General features: G+C 43.5%; 14 protein-coding genes. 10 read left to right on the plus strand and 4 right to left on the minus strand.

What is annotated here, in order from left to right:
• Positions 1-107: 107 nt before the first annotated feature.
• The 3 genes from MFP28_RS03120 to MFP28_RS03130 form a co-directional block, all read right to left on the minus strand.
• Positions 108-482 (minus strand): hypothetical protein, encoded by a 375-nt coding sequence (locus MFP28_RS03120; RefSeq protein ID WP_002905901.1) that lies wholly within the window; start codon positions 480-482, stop codon positions 108-110.
• Between the two features lie 111 nt (positions 483-593).
• Entirely contained in the window at positions 594-2,156 is a 1,563-nt protein-coding gene (locus tag MFP28_RS03125) for a hypothetical protein (RefSeq protein WP_002905902.1), read from the minus strand.
• Positions 2,153-2,947, minus strand: a complete 795-nt coding sequence (locus MFP28_RS03130; RefSeq protein WP_002905903.1) for an ABC transporter ATP-binding protein — start codon at positions 2,945-2,947, stop codon at positions 2,153-2,155. The genes MFP28_RS03125 and MFP28_RS03130 overlap by 4 nt, the downstream gene beginning before the upstream one ends.
• A 74-nt stretch (positions 2,948-3,021) precedes the next feature.
• Between MFP28_RS03130 and MFP28_RS03135 the strand changes: the two genes are divergently transcribed.
• Together MFP28_RS03135 and MFP28_RS03140 are read left to right on the plus strand one after the other, a co-directional pair.
• The gene (locus tag MFP28_RS03135) at positions 3,022-4,146 is read left to right on the plus strand and encodes an AI-2E family transporter (protein ID WP_002894636.1); all 1,125 of its coding nucleotides are present in this window, start codon (positions 3,022-3,024) and stop codon (positions 4,144-4,146) included.
• 151 nt (positions 4,147-4,297) lie between these two features.
• Positions 4,298-5,638: a hemolysin family protein gene (locus tag MFP28_RS03140; RefSeq protein WP_002905904.1), complete on the plus strand. Its 1,341-nt coding sequence runs from the start codon at positions 4,298-4,300 to the stop codon at positions 5,636-5,638.
• Positions 5,639-6,006: 368 nt separating this feature from the next.
• On the opposite strand, the gene treR is transcribed toward MFP28_RS03140, so the two are convergent.
• On the minus strand, positions 6,007-6,720 hold the full coding sequence (gene treR, locus MFP28_RS03145) for a trehalose operon repressor (protein WP_032909640.1): 714 nt from the start codon (positions 6,718-6,720) through the stop codon (positions 6,007-6,009).
• 187 nt (positions 6,721-6,907) lie between these two features.
• On the opposite strand from treR, the gene treP reads away from it, so the two are divergent.
• The 8 genes from treP to MFP28_RS03185 all read left to right on the plus strand — a co-directional run bounded on the left by treP (position 6,908) and on the right by MFP28_RS03185 (position 16,747).
• Positions 6,908-8,953 (plus strand): PTS system trehalose-specific EIIBC component, encoded by a 2,046-nt coding sequence (gene treP / locus MFP28_RS03150; RefSeq protein WP_002899775.1) that lies wholly within the window; start codon positions 6,908-6,910, stop codon positions 8,951-8,953.
• 72 nt (positions 8,954-9,025) lie between these two features.
• Entirely contained in the window at positions 9,026-10,657 is a 1,632-nt protein-coding gene (treC, locus tag MFP28_RS03155; protein ID WP_002905905.1) for an alpha,alpha-phosphotrehalase, read from the plus strand.
• Positions 10,658-10,844: 187 nt separating this feature from the next.
• Positions 10,845-13,094 (plus strand): endonuclease/exonuclease/phosphatase family protein, encoded by a 2,250-nt coding sequence (locus MFP28_RS03160; RefSeq protein WP_002905906.1) that lies wholly within the window; start codon positions 10,845-10,847, stop codon positions 13,092-13,094.
• A 222-nt stretch (positions 13,095-13,316) separates the two neighbouring features.
• A complete protein-coding gene (pflA, locus tag MFP28_RS03165) occupies positions 13,317-14,126 on the plus strand; it encodes a pyruvate formate-lyase-activating protein (protein ID WP_002905907.1) in 810 nt (269 codons plus the stop codon).
• A 138-nt stretch (positions 14,127-14,264) separates the two neighbouring features.
• Positions 14,265-15,200: a manganese-dependent inorganic pyrophosphatase gene (locus MFP28_RS03170; protein ID WP_002905909.1), complete on the plus strand. Its 936-nt coding sequence runs from the start codon at positions 14,265-14,267 to the stop codon at positions 15,198-15,200.
• Between the two features lie 92 nt (positions 15,201-15,292).
• Entirely contained in the window at positions 15,293-15,805 is a 513-nt protein-coding gene (locus MFP28_RS03175; protein ID WP_002905910.1) for a YiiX/YebB-like N1pC/P60 family cysteine hydrolase, read from the plus strand.
• Positions 15,798-16,451, plus strand: coding sequence for a DUF1803 domain-containing protein (locus tag MFP28_RS03180; RefSeq protein WP_002905911.1), 654 nt, complete (start codon positions 15,798-15,800; stop codon positions 16,449-16,451). Before MFP28_RS03175 ends, MFP28_RS03180 begins: the two co-directional genes overlap by 8 nt.
• Before the next feature lie 101 nt (positions 16,452-16,552).
• Positions 16,553-16,747 carry a CsbD family protein gene (locus tag MFP28_RS03185; protein ID WP_002894655.1) on the plus strand — a complete coding sequence of 65 codons (195 nt, stop codon included), beginning with the start codon at positions 16,553-16,555 and terminating at the stop codon, positions 16,745-16,747.
• Positions 16,748-16,753: the final 6 nt, after the last annotated feature.

Below are 16,753 nucleotides of genomic sequence, written 5' to 3' on the forward strand. Positions count from 1 at the left end.
TCATAATTTTATATTATTTCGATTTAAGTTGAATATGTTGCCATTACATTTTTCTCACCTCTACAAATTCCAATTTGGCGCACTGTAGATGATCTTCATTTCATATACTACATCTGAAATGCTGTTATCCAAAAACATATTCCGGCTATAAGTGAAATCGGAGTCATAACATATTTTTCTTTCTTACTTTTTGAAATCATGTTCATAATCGTATTCAAGGATAGGTAAGCGGCAAAGAAGAAACAAATATATTTAGTAACCTTGAAAGACAGCCACAGGGGAATAAAACCTCCGGCTTGCAAAATAATGATCATGGCAAAAATTTGAATAGCTATCGAAATGACTGCCGCAAGTCTAAATTTCTTAGGTAAGATTTTATGTTGTCCACCCATTGTATATTCGCCCAAAGGCAGACCGCAAGCAACAAGAACTGTCATAATTGCTATAATTCCAAATAATACTGCACCTAATATTGAAAACATAAATCACTATTCTCCCTTCGCAGAATACAAAAAATTTTAATTACAAATTCAACTTTGTTTCACTTAATGTTCCTATAAAATTATAAGGAATTCTTGTCAAATGTTCAAGTTTTATAGGTCTTTCTCAAGCTGGTCTGTTGATTTCCCTTTTCCTTTGTTCTTCCACCAATCGCTCAGGTCGACTATGGATTGAGCGGCGGAAGGGATGAGAAGGAGGACATAGATATAGACATACTGGCTCTTGGTTTCCCAGAAGAAGTGGAAGAGGCCGCCCCCCAAGAGAAAGATGAAGGGATAGAGGTCAAAAGGCGTCAGCTTTTCCTCGGCGACGAAAAATTTATGCAGGATAAAGAAACAGGAGAGCAGATAGATACTAGCTAGCAGGGTCAAGAGCAGGAAATTAACAATCTGATAACCTTTTCTTTCCTCATAAATGCTGCGCAGGACAGCTGGTTTCATATATTGCTGGCGCTCAATCTGAGGTCCAGTCCAAATAGACTGAAAAGTTGGCTCAGTCCAGGTCGACTTGACCTTTTCGTAGAAGAATTTGAGCGCATAAGCCGGATGCTTACTGAAGTGAATCAAAATGTCCTTCAAATCCCGAGTAGCCATTTCTGTAGCCAATTTTTCATCGTATTTGTTGCGCTTGAGAATCTTGGTATTGTAGGCATCGTACCAGCCTCCCAAGGTCTGCCGATTGGGATCATCCCGCAGGCCCATAGTGATGTAGGCGATTTTTGGGGTACCGACACCAATCTTGCCCCCAATCAGCTGCTCATAGTAGGCCGTCAGACCCTTGTTTGAAAGGACGATACCGGCTAAAATCAGGATGATAGCTAAGGGTTTCTTCCAAGACCATTTATAAAAGATGGACAGGAAGCAGACTCCAATCAGCATGATGGCAAAGATGATGTAGTTGTTGCGCAGGAGGCAGGCCAGACTGATACTGGCCGCTCCCAGCAAGGCATAGAGCAGGTTTCCTTTCTGATCCAGCTTGATAAAAGCATAGAGACTGAGCAGACAGAAGAAGAGCCCGGGAATGGTACCGTAGACAAAGAGGATGAAAAAGAGCTGTGGTAAAAAGAGAAAGGTCAGTAGAATCGTGTATTTCTGAATCATTTCTCTGGCATTGAGGAGAGCTGTGATTTTGTAAATTAAGAAATGACTGAGTAAAGTCCAGACGACATTCATGCTAAAAACAAACTGAGTCGTCGGAGAAATAAAAGCATAAAGTCGCTCCAGAGTCATCAGTCCTAGCTGATGGGGATTGCGATACATGTAGCTTCCAACGGTTGTCAGCGAGCTGTAATCTCCTCGGTTGAAGGCCAGCGCTGCATTGAAAACGTGCTTGGCGTCAGCTCGGATGCGGCCATCGTAGGCCGTTATCAGAAAAATCGCTGCTGCTATAAAGAGGAAGGACAAAAACCAAAAAAGATGCTTGGTCTGAACCTTTTCCAACAGGGGCCGGATTAAAAAGAGGCTGAGGAGAAAAAGTAAGAGTATAGGGTAGAAATACCAAGGATTACTGACGAATTGGACCCCTTCAGCAATCCTTAAAGGGATGTAAGTATGGGACAGCAGAATCTGTCCAGACAGGAAAAGCAAGGCAATCGCAGTCATGGTCAGAATCAGGAAGTAGCCCAGGTTGAAGATGGTATTAGAAAATTGCTTCATGAGGACCTGACCTCCACCTTGACGAAATAGCGGTCTTCTCCCAGCTCAATCAGCTCGACTGGTTGGGGATAAAATCGATCCATGACCTCTTTTTGAAAAATTTCTTTTTTAGAACCTTGGGCTATGATTTCACCTTCTTTCAGGAGCAGGACATGATCCATAGCAGCAGTGATTTCCTCTACATGGTGGGTGACATAGAGGATGGTTGGAGCTTGGTCCATCTGTGTAATCTTACCAATCTGATCCAGCAGGCGCTCGCGGGCAAAGAGATCCAGACCGCTGGTCGCTTCGTCTAGGATAAGTAGTTCTGGCTTTTCCATGAGACTGCGTGCAATCAGCAGGAGCTGCTTTTCCCCTTGAGACAGACTGATGTAGCTTCGGCCAATCAATTCTTGCCCGCCAATGGAAGCCAGCATTTCCCTAGCTTGGTCCAGCTCCTCTTGCCCGTAAGGAGCGTAGAGAATACTGCTTTTATACTTGCCTGTCAGGACGATTTCTTCAGCTGTGAGACGGCTGGGCAGGCGTTCAGCAATGAAGGAGCCAACTACTCCAATCTTAGTTCGCAGTTGAGGAATGTCGCCGGCGCCAAATTCTGTACCGAGAACCGTCACCTTGCCCTTAGTCTTCCAATGCTCAGCCATGAGCAAGCGCAGGAGAGTAGACTTTCCAGAACCGTTGAGACCGAGAATAGCCCAATGCTCCCCCTTTTTCACCTGCCAGTTGAGATCTTTTAAGATGGTTCGGCCTTGTTTAGCCAAGCTTACATTTTCTAGTTTGATAATCTTTTCCATTTTTACTCTTTCTTTCGTTAAATCTCCTTTATTATAACAAAATTTATGGTAAAATAACTGATAGGAGGAGTCAAATGTTTCATAAAAGTAAGCTGATGTTTTGGACCAGTGAGGTCCTTTTGCTAACGATTATCTTCTTTATCTGGCGCCAAATGGGGGATATGATAACCCCGATTGTTAGCGTTGTGAATACCATCTTGATTCCCTTTCTTGTGGGAGGATTTCTTTATTATATTACGAATCCGCTGGTGAAATTTCTCCAGGACAAGCTCAAAATCAACCGAATGATTGGGATTCTGATCACGCTCAGCCTTTTGTTTGGCTTAATTGCTTTGGGCGTTATTTACCTCTTGCCGATTTTGATTAATCAGCTGAGCAGTTTGATTAATTCAACGCAAGGTCTTTATTGGGAAATTCAAAGTTTTGTTAATCAATTATCTAAAAATCCGCTCTTTCGAAATCTGAATATCCAGTCCACCATCCAGCAGCTCAATCTGTCTTATGTGGATATTCTGCAGAATATTCTCAACAGTGTGACCAACAGTCTGGGTAGTGTTCTGTCAGCAGTCGTCAATACGCTGATGATTTTGATTATGACACCGATTTTCTTGGTTTACTTCCTCATGGACGGCCATAAGCTTTTGCCCATGCTGGAGCGGACAGTCCTCAAGCGCGATAAGCTCAATATCTCTAGTTTGCTGACTAATCTCAATGCTACTGTTGCCCGCTATATCAGCGGAATTTCAATCGATGCCCTGATTATCGGTGCTCTGGCCTATATTGGCTATAGCGTGATTGGGCTCAAGTACGCTTTGGTCTTTGCTATTTTCTCCAGTCTGGCTAATCTGATTCCTTATGTAGGACCGAGTATCGGCTTGATTCCCATGGTCATTACGTATGCTTTTACCGATCCTCAGAAGATGGTGGCGGCCTTGATTTACATGTTGATTATCCAGCAGGTCGATGGTAATATCCTCTACCCCCGTATCGTTGGCGGTGTGATGAAGGTCCATCCTATTACCATCATGGTGCTCTTGCTCTTATCCAGCAATATCTATGGTGTGCTGGGGATGATTGTGGCAATCCCGACCTATTCTATCCTCAAGGAAATCGCCAAGTTCTTGGCTAACCTCTATGATAATCACAAGGAAGCCCAGCAGCAGAAGAAGAACGAAGAGTTTGGGATTATTAATAAATAAGGATGAGTTTGGAAATCGATTGATTCCAGAGTCTCGATACCAGAAAATAAGACGGAAGGAAGGCCTTCCGTCTTATTTTCATTTCCTGTGCACTAAATTTAAAAATATGATATAATCAGATTTACCTATACTTTTCGAGGAGAAAGAATCAATGGAAGACCCTGGCAGTCAGAATATTTTATGGCAAGCCTTACTACTGTTTATATTGACTTTGTTAAATGCCTTTTTCTCAGCAGCTGAGATGGCAATGGTATCGCTCAATCGAGCGCGTGTGGAGCAAAAGGCTGAAGAGGGGGACCTCAAGTATATCCGTCTCTTGGCAGTCTTAGAAAGCCCCAATAACTTCTTATCAACTATTCAGGTTGGGATTACAGTTATCAATATCCTGTCTGGGGCCAGCTTTGCGGATAATCTGGGAAAACTGTTCTCTTCTTGGATGGGAAATTCCGAAACAGCACGTGCTATCGGAACTTTCTTGGCTTTGGTCTTGTTGACATATATTTCTATTGTTTTGGGCGAGCTTTATCCGAAGCGCATTGCCATGAACCTGAAAGACAATCTAGCTGTGCGGGCTGCACCAGTCATTATCTTTCTTGGCAAGATTGTCAGCCCCTTCGTTTGGTTGCTGTCAGCGTCGACTAATCTTCTGAGCCGGATAACGCCGATGAAGTTTGATGATGCAGATGAAAAGATGACTCGGGATGAGATTGAGTATATGCTGACCAAGAGCGAAGAGACCTTGGATGCAGATGAGATTGAGATGTTGCAGGGGATTTTCTCTCTGGATGAGCTGATGGCGCGTGAACTGATGGTGCCGCGGACGGATGCCTTTATGGTGGACATTCAGGACGATACTAAAGAAATTATCGAAAGCATTCTCAAACAGAGCTTCTCGCGGATTCCTGTCTATGATGGGGATAAGGACAATGTCATTGGACTGATTCATACCAAGCGACTGCTTAATGAAGGGTTCATCAATGGTTTTGACAATATCGTTCTGCGCAAGATTTTGCAGGAGCCACTCTTTGTACCGGAAACCATGTTTGTCGATGATTTGCTTAAGGAGCTGCGCAATACGCAAAATCAAATGGCGATTCTCTTGGATGAGTATGGAGGTATGGCTGGTCTGGTCACACTGGAAGATCTCTTGGAGGAGATTGTCGGTGAGATTGACGATGAGACTGACAAGGCTGAGATCGAAGTTCATGAAATTGGTGAGAATACCTACATTGTCTTAGGAACCATGACCCTCAATGACTTTAATGAATATTTTGAAGTCGAAATCGAAAGCGATGATGTGGATACGATAGCTGGTTATTACTTGACTTGTGTGGGGACTATTCCAGATCCGAAGGAACGCATTAGCTACGAAGTCGAAAGTCAAAATAAGCTACTCATTTTGACCAATGACAAGGTTAAAAATGGCCGTGTTACGAAGGTTAAGGTTGAAATTTCTGACATTATTGAAGAAGCAGAAAAGGCTGAGAAATAAACTTAGCCTTTTAAGTTTCTTTCAAGTTTTTTATAAGTCTGTCTTAAGTTTCTGGGATTATACTAATACCATCAAAATAGAAATGAGGACAGTCCAATGACATCTAAAGTTACCCTATATGATAAGCAAGTATTGACATTCCCCTCAGGCGCAAAAGCAGGAAAGGAAGTAATAAGAATCAGTAACGTTTAAAAAGCAGCAGAAGCCCTTAACTAATTTTTTCATATAAATCTCCTAAAACAAGTAAAAAGAATTTTGAGGCTCTTTGTCGCTCCAAAACAAAGCAGCCATAGACTACTCATAAAAGAAACCACCTCTGCCAGCTGGAAGGCAGGGGTAGTTTTGTGGTCTGGATGGGGAACTCAAGGTTATTCTTTCTGGCGCTTAGCAAAATCCACAAAGCGAAATTTGTCCAGCTTGTGACGGCTCTCGGTATATTGAAACTGGCGGCCGTCTGCCAGATAGACCTGGGATTTGACAGAGACGACTTGCTGGTCCTTGCCGAGGTCCATGAGAATCTTGTCTCGGTCATTGGCGTGGTCAATGGTAAATTCCTTCTTGGCATAAGCTATATTGAGCTTTAAGTCATTTTCCAAATAGGCATAAATGGACTGCTCAGCGATTTCCCTTGTCAGGTCAGGGACGATGCCCTTGTCTAAATAGTCAATATCTAATACAGAGGCGACTTGGTCTACAACTCGCTGACGGACGATTCGCCAAACCAGTCGGTAGGGAGGGAAGCCAGTGATGTCGGACAGTTTCTGATCTACGGTAATCTTTTCTAAGCTGACAACATTGGTTTTGGACTGCATATTATTCTGCTTGACTACTTCTTGATAGCTGGTCAGCTTAGACACTGGAAAGTCGAACTGTTCCTGCTTGATGATTTTGGAACCCTGTCCGCGGACCTTTTCAATCAATCCTTCTTCCTGCAACAGAGCCAGAGCCTTGCGCACAGTGTCGCGGCTGACCTGGTAGTCTTCTGTCAGCTGATGCTCGCTGGGTAAGAAGTCTCCGACAGCATAACGCTCGTCTAAAATATCTTTCTCAATCTGTTTGAACAATTGTTTGTATTTCTTCATCATAAACTTCACTTGTTTTCTTTTTTGCATACAACATAGAAAATTTTATCAAAAATGAGGGATATTTTCAACAAACAACTTGCATACATCTTTGAAATCGATTACAATAATTTGTAGAGATGTGTTGAAAAACTAACTCGTAAAAAATATAAGGAGAGTGCTGGATTCTCATTCAGCCAGTAGTCAAATGGGAAAATTTGAGAAGGAAGCCAAGGATCTGCTAGATGCAATCGGCGGCAAAGAGAATGTCACAGCAGTTAGTCACTGCGCAACGCGGATGCGCTTTGTACTTGGAGATGATAAAAAGGCCAATGTCAAGGCTATTGAGGCAATTCCAGTGGTCAAGGGAACTTTCACAAATGCTGGGCAATTCCAAGTCATCATTGGAAATGATGTGCCAATCTTTTATAATGACTTCACTGCTGTATCAGGTATTGAAGGAGTATCAAAAGAAGCAGCCAAGTCTGCTGCCAAGAGCAAGCAAAATCCCCTTCAGCGGGTTATGGCCACTCTGGCGGAAATTTTTACACCCTTGATTCCAGCCTTGATTGTCGGAGGGTTAATCCTTGGCTTCCGCAATGTCCTTGAGGGCGTGCATATTGAAGCTTTGGGTAGAAAGATTGTTGATGGAGTTGCACAAGTAAAAAATGGACAACCGGTTTATAATACAATTGTGGATGTGTCCAAATTCTGGAGCAATGTTAATGACTTTCTTTGGCTGCCGGCACAAGCAGTCTTCCACTTCTTACCAGTGGGGATTACTTGGTCTATCTCCCGTAAGATGGGAACCAGTCAGATTCTTGGGATTGTCTTAGGTATTTGTTTGGTTTCTCCACATTTGCTGAATGCTTATGATGTAGCCAATACCTCTAAAGCTGTGATTGCTAAAGACTACACTTGGTATTTTGGGATACTTGAGTTTCACAAATATGGTTACCAAGGTCAGGTCATTCCGGCTCTCTTGTCTGGTCTGTCTCTCTCTTACTTAGAAATTTTCTGGCGTAAACGGATTCCGGAAGTGATTTCTATGATTTTTGTTCCTTTGCTTTCTCTGCTTCCAGCTTTGATTTTGGCTCACACGATTTTAGGTCCTTTTGGCTGGTGGGTTGGACAAGGAATGTCTAAGTTCGTATTTCTTGGTTTGACAGGATCATTCAAATGGTTGTTTGGTGCAGTATTTGGTGCCCTTTATGCTCCGTTTGTGATTACAGGTCTTCACCATATGACCAATGCGATTGATACACAGTTAGCTAATGATTATGGTGGAACAGCTCTTTGGCCCATGATTGCTCTGTCTAATATTGCTCAAGGTTCAGCTGTATTTGCCTACTATCTCATGCATCGTCGTGATGAAAGAGAGGCACAAATTTCGCTTCCAGCGACCATTTCTGCTTACCTTGGAGTTACTGAGCCGGCTCTCTTTGGGGTCAATGTCAAGTACGTTTACCCATTTGTTGCGGGGATGATTGGTTCGTCTATTGCCGGAGTCTTGTCCCTTAGCTTTAATGTTACAGCAACTGGTATTGGTGTCGGTGGCTTACCAGCCATCCTTTCTATTCAAGCAAACTATTGGCTTCCTTTCCTTCTAGTTATGCTTGTAGCAATCCTTGTACCAATGTTCCTGACTTTCTTCTTCCACAAGACAGGCTTCTTAACGAAGGCAGAGGAAGATCCAGAATTGCAAGCAGAATTTGCAGCTCAGGAAGAGGCAGAATTTGCTGGGCAAACCAAAGCCGAGTCATCTCCAGAGGTGCAAGCAGCTGATTCATCAGCTCCTGTAACGATTACTAGTCCGTTGGCAGGGGAAGTCAAAGAATTGAATCAGGCAACGGATCCTGTCTTTGCGCAAGGTTTGATGGGGCGTGGAGTTGTCATTGTCCCTAGCCAAGGTGAGTTGGTTTCACCAGTTAATGGTAGAGTAACCGTCTTCTTCCCAACCAAGCATGCCATCGGCATCTTGTCAGATGAAGGTGTTGAAATCCTGATGCATATCGGAATGGACACTGTTAATCTGGAGGGCAAAGGCTTTGAAGGTTATGTATCTCAAGGAGATAAGGTCAAGGTTGGCGACAAACTCATTTCCTTTGATATAGACATGATTAAGAAAGCAGGCTATGTAACAGAAACACCAGTCATCATTACAAACTCAGACAGTTATCAAGTGGAGGAACTTGAACAACTTCCTCGGGCAGTTGAGCGAGGAAGTCAGTTGATGAACGTTAAGCCACTTTAAAGAAAAATGAAATGACTTATAGAAAGGGACGGTGCTTTAAAATCTGTCCCTTTTCTCAAAAAAGGAGAAAATATGACACTTGATAAAACAAAGGTTGTCTACCAAATTTATCCAAAATCTTTTAAAGACACAACTGGCAATGGTTTGGGAGATTTTCGAGGGATTATTGAAAAACTTCCCTACTTGAAAGAGCTGGGAGTAGATATGATTTGGCTCAATCCTTTCTATCCGAGTCCGCAGCGGGACAATGGTTATGATATTTCTGACTATACTGCGGTAGACCCTATCTTTGGAGATATGGCAGATTTTGAAGAGATGGTCAAGGTCGGCCAGCAGTATGGTATTGACTTCATGCTAGACATGGTTCTTAACCACTGCTCGATTGAACATGAGTGGTTCCAAAAGGCACTGGCTGGGGATTCCTACTATCAGGATTTCTTTATCCTGCGGGATGAGCCGACGGACTGGCTGTCCAAGTTTGGCGGCAGCGCCTGGGCTCCATTTGGCGATACGGGCAAATATTATCTGCATCTCTATGATGTCACTCAAGCTGATCTTAACTGGCGCAACCCCAATGTTCGTCAAGAGCTCTTTAAAGTGGTGAATTTTTGGCGGGACAAGGGCGTCAAGGGCTTCCGCTTTGATGTCATCAACGTCATCGGAAAAGATGAGGTGCTGTTGGACTGTCCAGAGCAGGAGGGCAAGCCGGCCTATACTGATAAGCCAATCGTGCATGACTATCTGCGTATGATGAATGAAGCGACCTTTGGGCAGGACGATTCCGTTATGACGGTTGGCGAAATGAGTGCTACGACGATTGACAATTGCATTCTTTACACGGCACCAGACCGGCAGGAGCTGTCCATGGCTTTTAATTTCCATCATCTCAAGGTGGACTATGAAGCTGGACAGAAATGGACGCTTAAGGCCTTTGACTTTGAAGAGTTAAAACGCCTCTTCCACACTTGGGGTAAGGAAATGAGCGATCATGATGGCTGGTCAGCCCTCTTTTGGAACAACCATGATCAGCCGCGAGCTCTCAATCGCTTTGTCAATGTAGAGGATTTTCGTAATGAAGGGGCGACCATGCTGGCAGCCAGTATTCATCTGTCTCGCGGGACGCCTTATATCTACATGGGGGAGGAGATTGGCATGGTGGACCCTGATTATGACTCCATGGAAGATTATATGGATGTCGAGTCTCTCAATGCATACCAGAGTTTACTTGCTGAAGGTCAATCGCCAGAAGCAGCTTTCAAGATTATCAAGGCTAAATCTCGTGATAATTCTCGGACGCCTATGCAGTGGGATGATTCGGTCAATGCAGGTTTTACAACAGGAACTCCATGGCTGAAGGCGGGCAAATCCTATCCTCTTATCAATGTGGAAAATGAAATCAAGGGACCGATTTTTACCTTTTATCAGAAATTGATTGCCCTGCGTAAGGAACTACCTATCATCGCAGAGGGCAGCTATCAGCCAGCCTATGAGGACAGTCCTCAGGTCTATGCCTTTGAGCGGGAGTGGCAAGGACAAAAACTTTTAGTCCTTAACAACTTTTATGCTGATCCGATTACAGTGGACATCCTGCCGGATTATCAAAATGGTCAGGTTCTCCTATCCAACTACGGCAAGAATCAGGTTGACCATGTGCTGACCCTGCAGCCATACGAAACCTTGGCAATCTTAATAGGTGAAAACTAAAGTCTCGAAAGAATCTGGAAAAAATTCCAGATTCTTTTTTATTTGTTGGGCCAGCCTAGACAAGTATTTGTCTGAAGCGAGAGAAAATAATACAGAATTTTAAGAAAGCCTTTGCAAAATTTGATTCTTTTCTTTATAATAAAAATTAAATAGGATAATATACATTTATACAGAAAAGGAGAAGTTCATGAAAAAACAAGTTTCGTACAAGCAGCTCTTTCCCACAGTGGTCTTGCTAGTTGCTTTTTTATTCCTGCTTTTTTCTGTCCAACCGGTCGGAGCAGAAGAAGCAGTAAGTTCGTCGACTTCAGATGCGGCAGCTCTTACAGAGAATCCAACTATAAGCGATGAGTCGGTTGCCAGTCAAGCGGAGGGTCCATCTGTAGAATCGGGAGAGTCAAGGCCAGCTTCTACAGAGACAGTGGAAAAGGCAGACCAAGCCCCTGCTGCAGCACAAGCTGCGGCTAGCGGACCAGAAGCTGTGCCCAATGTGGGAACCATTCAGGGAGAATCACAAGCCTCTCCCTATGAGGACAAAGAAGTTCAAGTTTCCAATGTAGTTGTGACGAAAACAGACCGCTATGGTTTTTATGTTCAAGACGTGACTCCTGATGGAAATAGCAGGACTTCTGATGCCCTTTATGTTGTTTCTAAAGAAAAAGTCGATGTTGGAGACAAACTTAGTCTTGAAGGTCGTGTCAAAGAAGGCTATATGGAAGAGCTCAGCGTTCGTCAGGGGCAAACTTTCAACAAGCCCAGTGATAGCTTGACAGTCACCATGCTTGTCGCTTCCAAGGTGATCAAGGAAGGGAAAGCTGACTTACCTGCTCCAGTAGACATCGTGGCTAATATGCCTCAGGATACGGTCGATAACGATATTAATAACTATCAGCCTCAAAGTGAAGCGTTGGACTACTGGGAAAGTTTGGAAGGAATGTTGACGACGGTGAAGATGCCCCGCGTTTTAGGCCCGCAGTACCGTGGAGACATTTATCTCTTACCTGAAGGCTACCAAGCCTTGCCATTAAACAATATCGGAGGTCTCAATCTTCGTCCAAACGCCCAAAATACCGCAACCATTCCAGTCTATGTTGGCAATAAATTTATTGCCAAGGCCAAGGATTATTTCAATGGTGATGTGGTCGGTGTTGTGACCTATCGTGGGAAGATTTACAAGTTGGAGCCGACTCAGCTGCCTGATTTGGTGGACGGTGGCTTGCAGAGACAGGTCTCTCCTATCTATCCAAGCGAGGACAAGCTGACTATTGCTTCCTACAATATCGAGAATTTTTCTGCTAATGCTAAAAAAGGTGAAACGCCTGAGGAAAAAGTGACTAGAATCGCTAATTCCTTTATCAATGAAATCCATAGTCCAGATATCATTACGCTCATTGAGGTTCAAGATGAGAATGGCAGTGTCAATGACGGAACGACCAGCGGTGTCAAAAGTGGTGAAAAACTAGCGGCCCGCATCAAAGAACTGGGCGGAAAAACTTATAAGTACACCGAAGTTGCCCCACTTGACGGTCAAGATGGAGGCAAGCCTGGCTCTAATATCCGCGTGGCCTTTCTCTACGATCCAAATCGGGTGAAGTTAGTCGAAAAAGAAGCTGGTACGAGTGACGAAGCAGCTAGCTTCTCTGGTGGCCATTTGGTTAAGAATCCTGCCCGGATTGCTCCAACAAATCCAGCCTTTACTAAGGTTCGTAAATCCTTGGCAGCTGAGTTTGAATTCAAGGGACAGCATATCGTTGTTATCGCCAATCATTTGAAGTCCAAGATTGGGGATGATGCCGTTTATGGCTCCGCTCAGCCAGCAGTTCAGCATACGCAGGCTGCTCGGATAGAGCAGGCTAAAATTTTAAATAGCTTTGTTCAAGAAGGGCTGAGACAAAATCCTAACCTTAAGTTTGTACTGACTGGAGATTTCAATGATTTTGAATTTTCCGAAACAGCTAAAGCACTGGCGGGCAATGAACTGATTAATCTCATGCAGGAGCATGATGCGGCTGACCGTTATTCCTACTTCTACCGCGGCAGCAACCAAAGCTTGGACAATATTTTCATTTCGAAGAACCTGGCAGGCAAGGCGGTCTTTGCACCTGTCCATATCAATGCCTCTTTCATGGAGGAACATGGCAGAGCTTCAGACCATGATCCAGTAGTGGTGCAGCTGGACTTTTCTAAGGATGTAGCAGCTTCAACATCTGACAGTTCCCAGCCGTCTCAGTCAACTGGACAATCTTCTGTAGCAGCAGAGCAAGGAGTTCCTTCTCAGACCAATCCTCCATCGTCCAATCAAACTGGACAAGGTCAGACAGCTAGCAGCAAGAAGAAGGGGCTCCCGCAGACCGGTCAAAATAACAGTGGCTGGGCAGTTTTGGGATTGGCCTTGCTAATGTTTGCTTTTACTCTCAAAAAGAGAAGCAGAAATTAACTAAAATCAATTTAAAAAGTGAAATCAGGGTGGAATAAAGATTTTGCCCTGATTTTTTTGCCTACTGCTTTCGCTCAAAATTTTTATCTGTTGTAAAACACTGAAAATGAAACTGAAAAACAGTTTGTTTTCTAAAAAATAGGCAAATTAAGTTTATTTTTGCTTTAATCATGTTATAATGTAGTTAGTTATAAAACGTTTTCAGAGTTAAGAGGTTGCGCGATGGTTGAAGAGAAAATTGAAGAAGCAGTTGATTATGGAAAGGTAACGGGCATGGTCCACTCCACCGAAAGTTTTGGAGCTGTTGATGGACCGGGTATCCGTTTTATTGTTTTTTTGCAGGGATGCCACATGCGCTGCCAGTACTGCCATAATCCGGACACATGGGAGATGGAGACTAACAAATCTCAGCTGCGGACAGTGGATGATGTCTTGCAAGAAGCTCTCCGTTATAAGGGTTTCTGGGGGAATAAAGGGGGTATTACTGTCAGTGGAGGAGAAGCCTTGCTGCAGATTGATTTTCTAATTGCCCTCTTTACCAAGGCTAAGGAGCTGGGCATCCACTGTACATTGGATACCTGTGCCCTACCATTCAGAAATACGCCTCGCTATCTGAAAAAATTTGACAAGCTTATGGCAGTGACGGATTTAGTCTTGCTAGATATCAAAGAGATTAACGAAGAACAGCACAAAATTGTGACCAGCCAGACCAACAAGAATATCTTGGCTTGTGCCAAGTACTTGTCTGACATTGGAAAGCCAGTCTGGATTCGTCACGTCTTGGTGCCGGGATTGACCGACCGTGATGATGACTTGATTGAGCTAGGTAAATTTGTAAAGACTCTGAAGAATGTTGATAAGTTTGAAATTCTACCTTACCATACCATGGGTGAATTCAAATGGCGGGAGCTGGGTATCCCTTACAAACTGGAAGGAGTTAAGCCTCCAACAGCTGATCGGGTCAAGAATGCCAAGGAACTCATGCAGACGGAGTCCTATACAGAGTATATGAATCGGGTGCATAATAGCTAATCTACTTTGAGTACGAATAAATGGGCTGGTGGGTTGACCAGTCCATTTTTCTTAAGAAAATGTCCTTCTGCTTTTGTGAAATGCCTGTAATTGTGGTAAAATAAATGCAATAAGTTTATATAAAAGAAGAGGTTTATCATGTCTAAAATTTTAGTTTTCGGTCATCAAAATCCTGATTCAGATGCTATCGGTTCATCTTACGCTTTTGCTTATTTGGCTCGCGAAGCTTATGGCTTGGATACAGAAGCTGTTGCTCTGGGTGAGCCTAATGAAGAAACAGCCTTTGTATTGGATTATTTTGGCGTGGCTGCACCGCGCGTGATTACATCTGCCAAGGCAGAAGGGGCTGAGCAAGTCATCTTGACAGACCACAATGAATTCCAGCAGTCTGTGGCAGATATTGCTGAAGTTGAAGTTTATGGCGTGGTGGACCACCACCGTGTTGCTAACTTTGAAACAGCTAGTCCGCTTTACATGCGCTTGGAGCCAGTGGGATCTGCTTCCTCTATTGTTTACCGTATGTTCAAGGAGCACGGCGTAGAAGTTCCAAAAGAAATTGCAGGATTGATGCTGTCTGGTTTGATCTCTGATACTCTCTTGCTTAAGTCACCAACAACTCATCCAACTGATAAGGTCATTGCACCAGAATTGGCTGAGCTGGCTGGTGTCAACTTGGAAGAGTATGGTTTGGTAATGCTTAAGGCAGGTACAAACTTGGCTAGCAAGTCTGCAGAAGAATTGATTGACATCGATGCGAAAACATTTGAGCTGAACGGAAACAATGTCCGTGTGGCACAGGTCAACACAGTTGATATTGCTGAAGTCTTGGAGCGTCAAGCAGAAATCGAAGCGGCTATTGAAAAAGCAATCGCTGATAATGGCTACTCTGACTTTGTCTTGATGATTACAGATATTATTAACTCAAACTCAGAAATTTTGGCTATCGGAAGCAATATGGACAAGGTCGAAGCAGCCTTCAACTTTGTTCTTGAAAACAACCATGCTTTCCTAGCAGGCGCTGTTTCTCGTAAGAAGCAAGTGGTGCCTCAACTGACAGAAAGCTTTAGTGCTTAAAGAGCTTATTTGGTTAAATAAGTTACTAGATGAGGGACCATTCCCCTCATACTAAAAAGGAGTTTCGGCTCCTTTTTTGATAGGCGAGAGAAATGAAGATTCAAGATTTACAAGACGGAGATTTGATTTTTACAGTCGGAGCTTCAGAAATTGCTGCTGCAATCCGAGCAGCAACTGGTTCATATAGCCACGTGGCCATCTTTTTTAATGGTGAGATTTATCATGCAACCCATGAGAATGGTGTTGTCAATCAAGATTTGTCTGATTTTTTACAAGATGAGGATGTTTATGACGTGTACTGCTATCCAGCTATTGAAGCAGAAGCAGTCTTTAAAAGGGCCAAATTACATCTAGGAAAGCCATACAATTTCAGCTTCTATCCGCAGTCCGATGGTTTTTACTGTTCGGAGTATATTGCGGAAATTTTGCCGATTTTTGATACGATTCCCATGCAGTTTGGCGATGAGAAAAATCTGATTTCTGATTTTTGGAAGGCATACTATCGAGAATTGGGCTTAGATGTGCCCTTAAATCAGCCTGGGACGAATCCTAGCCAGCTGGCTCAGTCAAAAAAACTCATCTACAAAGGAGAACTACATGATTAAAATCATCAATCCCAGTCGTTTGACGCGCCAGCCTTTTTTTCAGGAGCTGATTGATTATTTGGATCAGCATGAGGCAGTGATTCTGCGGGAGATTAAGAGAGACTTTGAGAGCGTGGCCAACATTGACCGCTCAATAGAGGACTATATCAAAGCTGGCTACATTAAGCGGGAGAACAAGCGATATTACCTGACGCTGCCTTTTGTGGAAAGTTTGGAGGATTTGCGTTTGGATCAGGAGGTCTTTATCCGTGATGACAGTCCCCTCTATCAGGAACTGTTGGAGCTGCGCTTTGAGACCCAGCTTTCCAATCAGACCAATGCGGCGGTCTTGCTGGAAGAGACGGATTTTTTGCGGGATAAGCTGACCTTGGCAAATTATTTTTACAAGATGCAGCGCCAGTATCCCCTGTCTGAGGCACAAAAGCCCCTCTATGCTGTCTTGGGCGATGTCAATCCCGAGTATGCACTAAAGTATATGACGACCTTTCTTCTTAAGTATGTCCGCAAGGATGAGCTCATGCAGAAACGGCGGGACATTTTTGTCGATAGCCTAGTGATTTTGGGCTATATCCGGCAAAACGAAGCAGGCAAGTATGAGTTACAGGCAAGCTTTGATAAGGAGAGATTTACTTTTCATCTGGACTGATGTTCCTGTAGAATGAGCAGAATATTTGACCTTTGAAAAGAAAAAACATATACTACTGTAAACGGTATCGGATACTGTAAAAAAAGAACGGAGGCAATCATATGTCACTAGAAAATAAATTCGATCAAGCTAAAGGCGCTGTTAAAGAAGGCGTTGGCAAAGTTACAGGAGATAACAAGACAGAAGCAGAAGGCTTTGTAGAAAAAACAGTTGCTAAAGCCAAAGAAGTTGCTGAAGATGCTAAAGAAGCTGTAGAAGGTGCCGTTGAAGGTATCAAAAACAGCTTGGATAAATAAAAAAAC

Source organism: Streptococcus sanguinis, from assembly GCF_050234405.1.
GTDB lineage: Bacteria > Bacillota > Bacilli > Lactobacillales > Streptococcaceae > Streptococcus > Streptococcus sanguinis_W.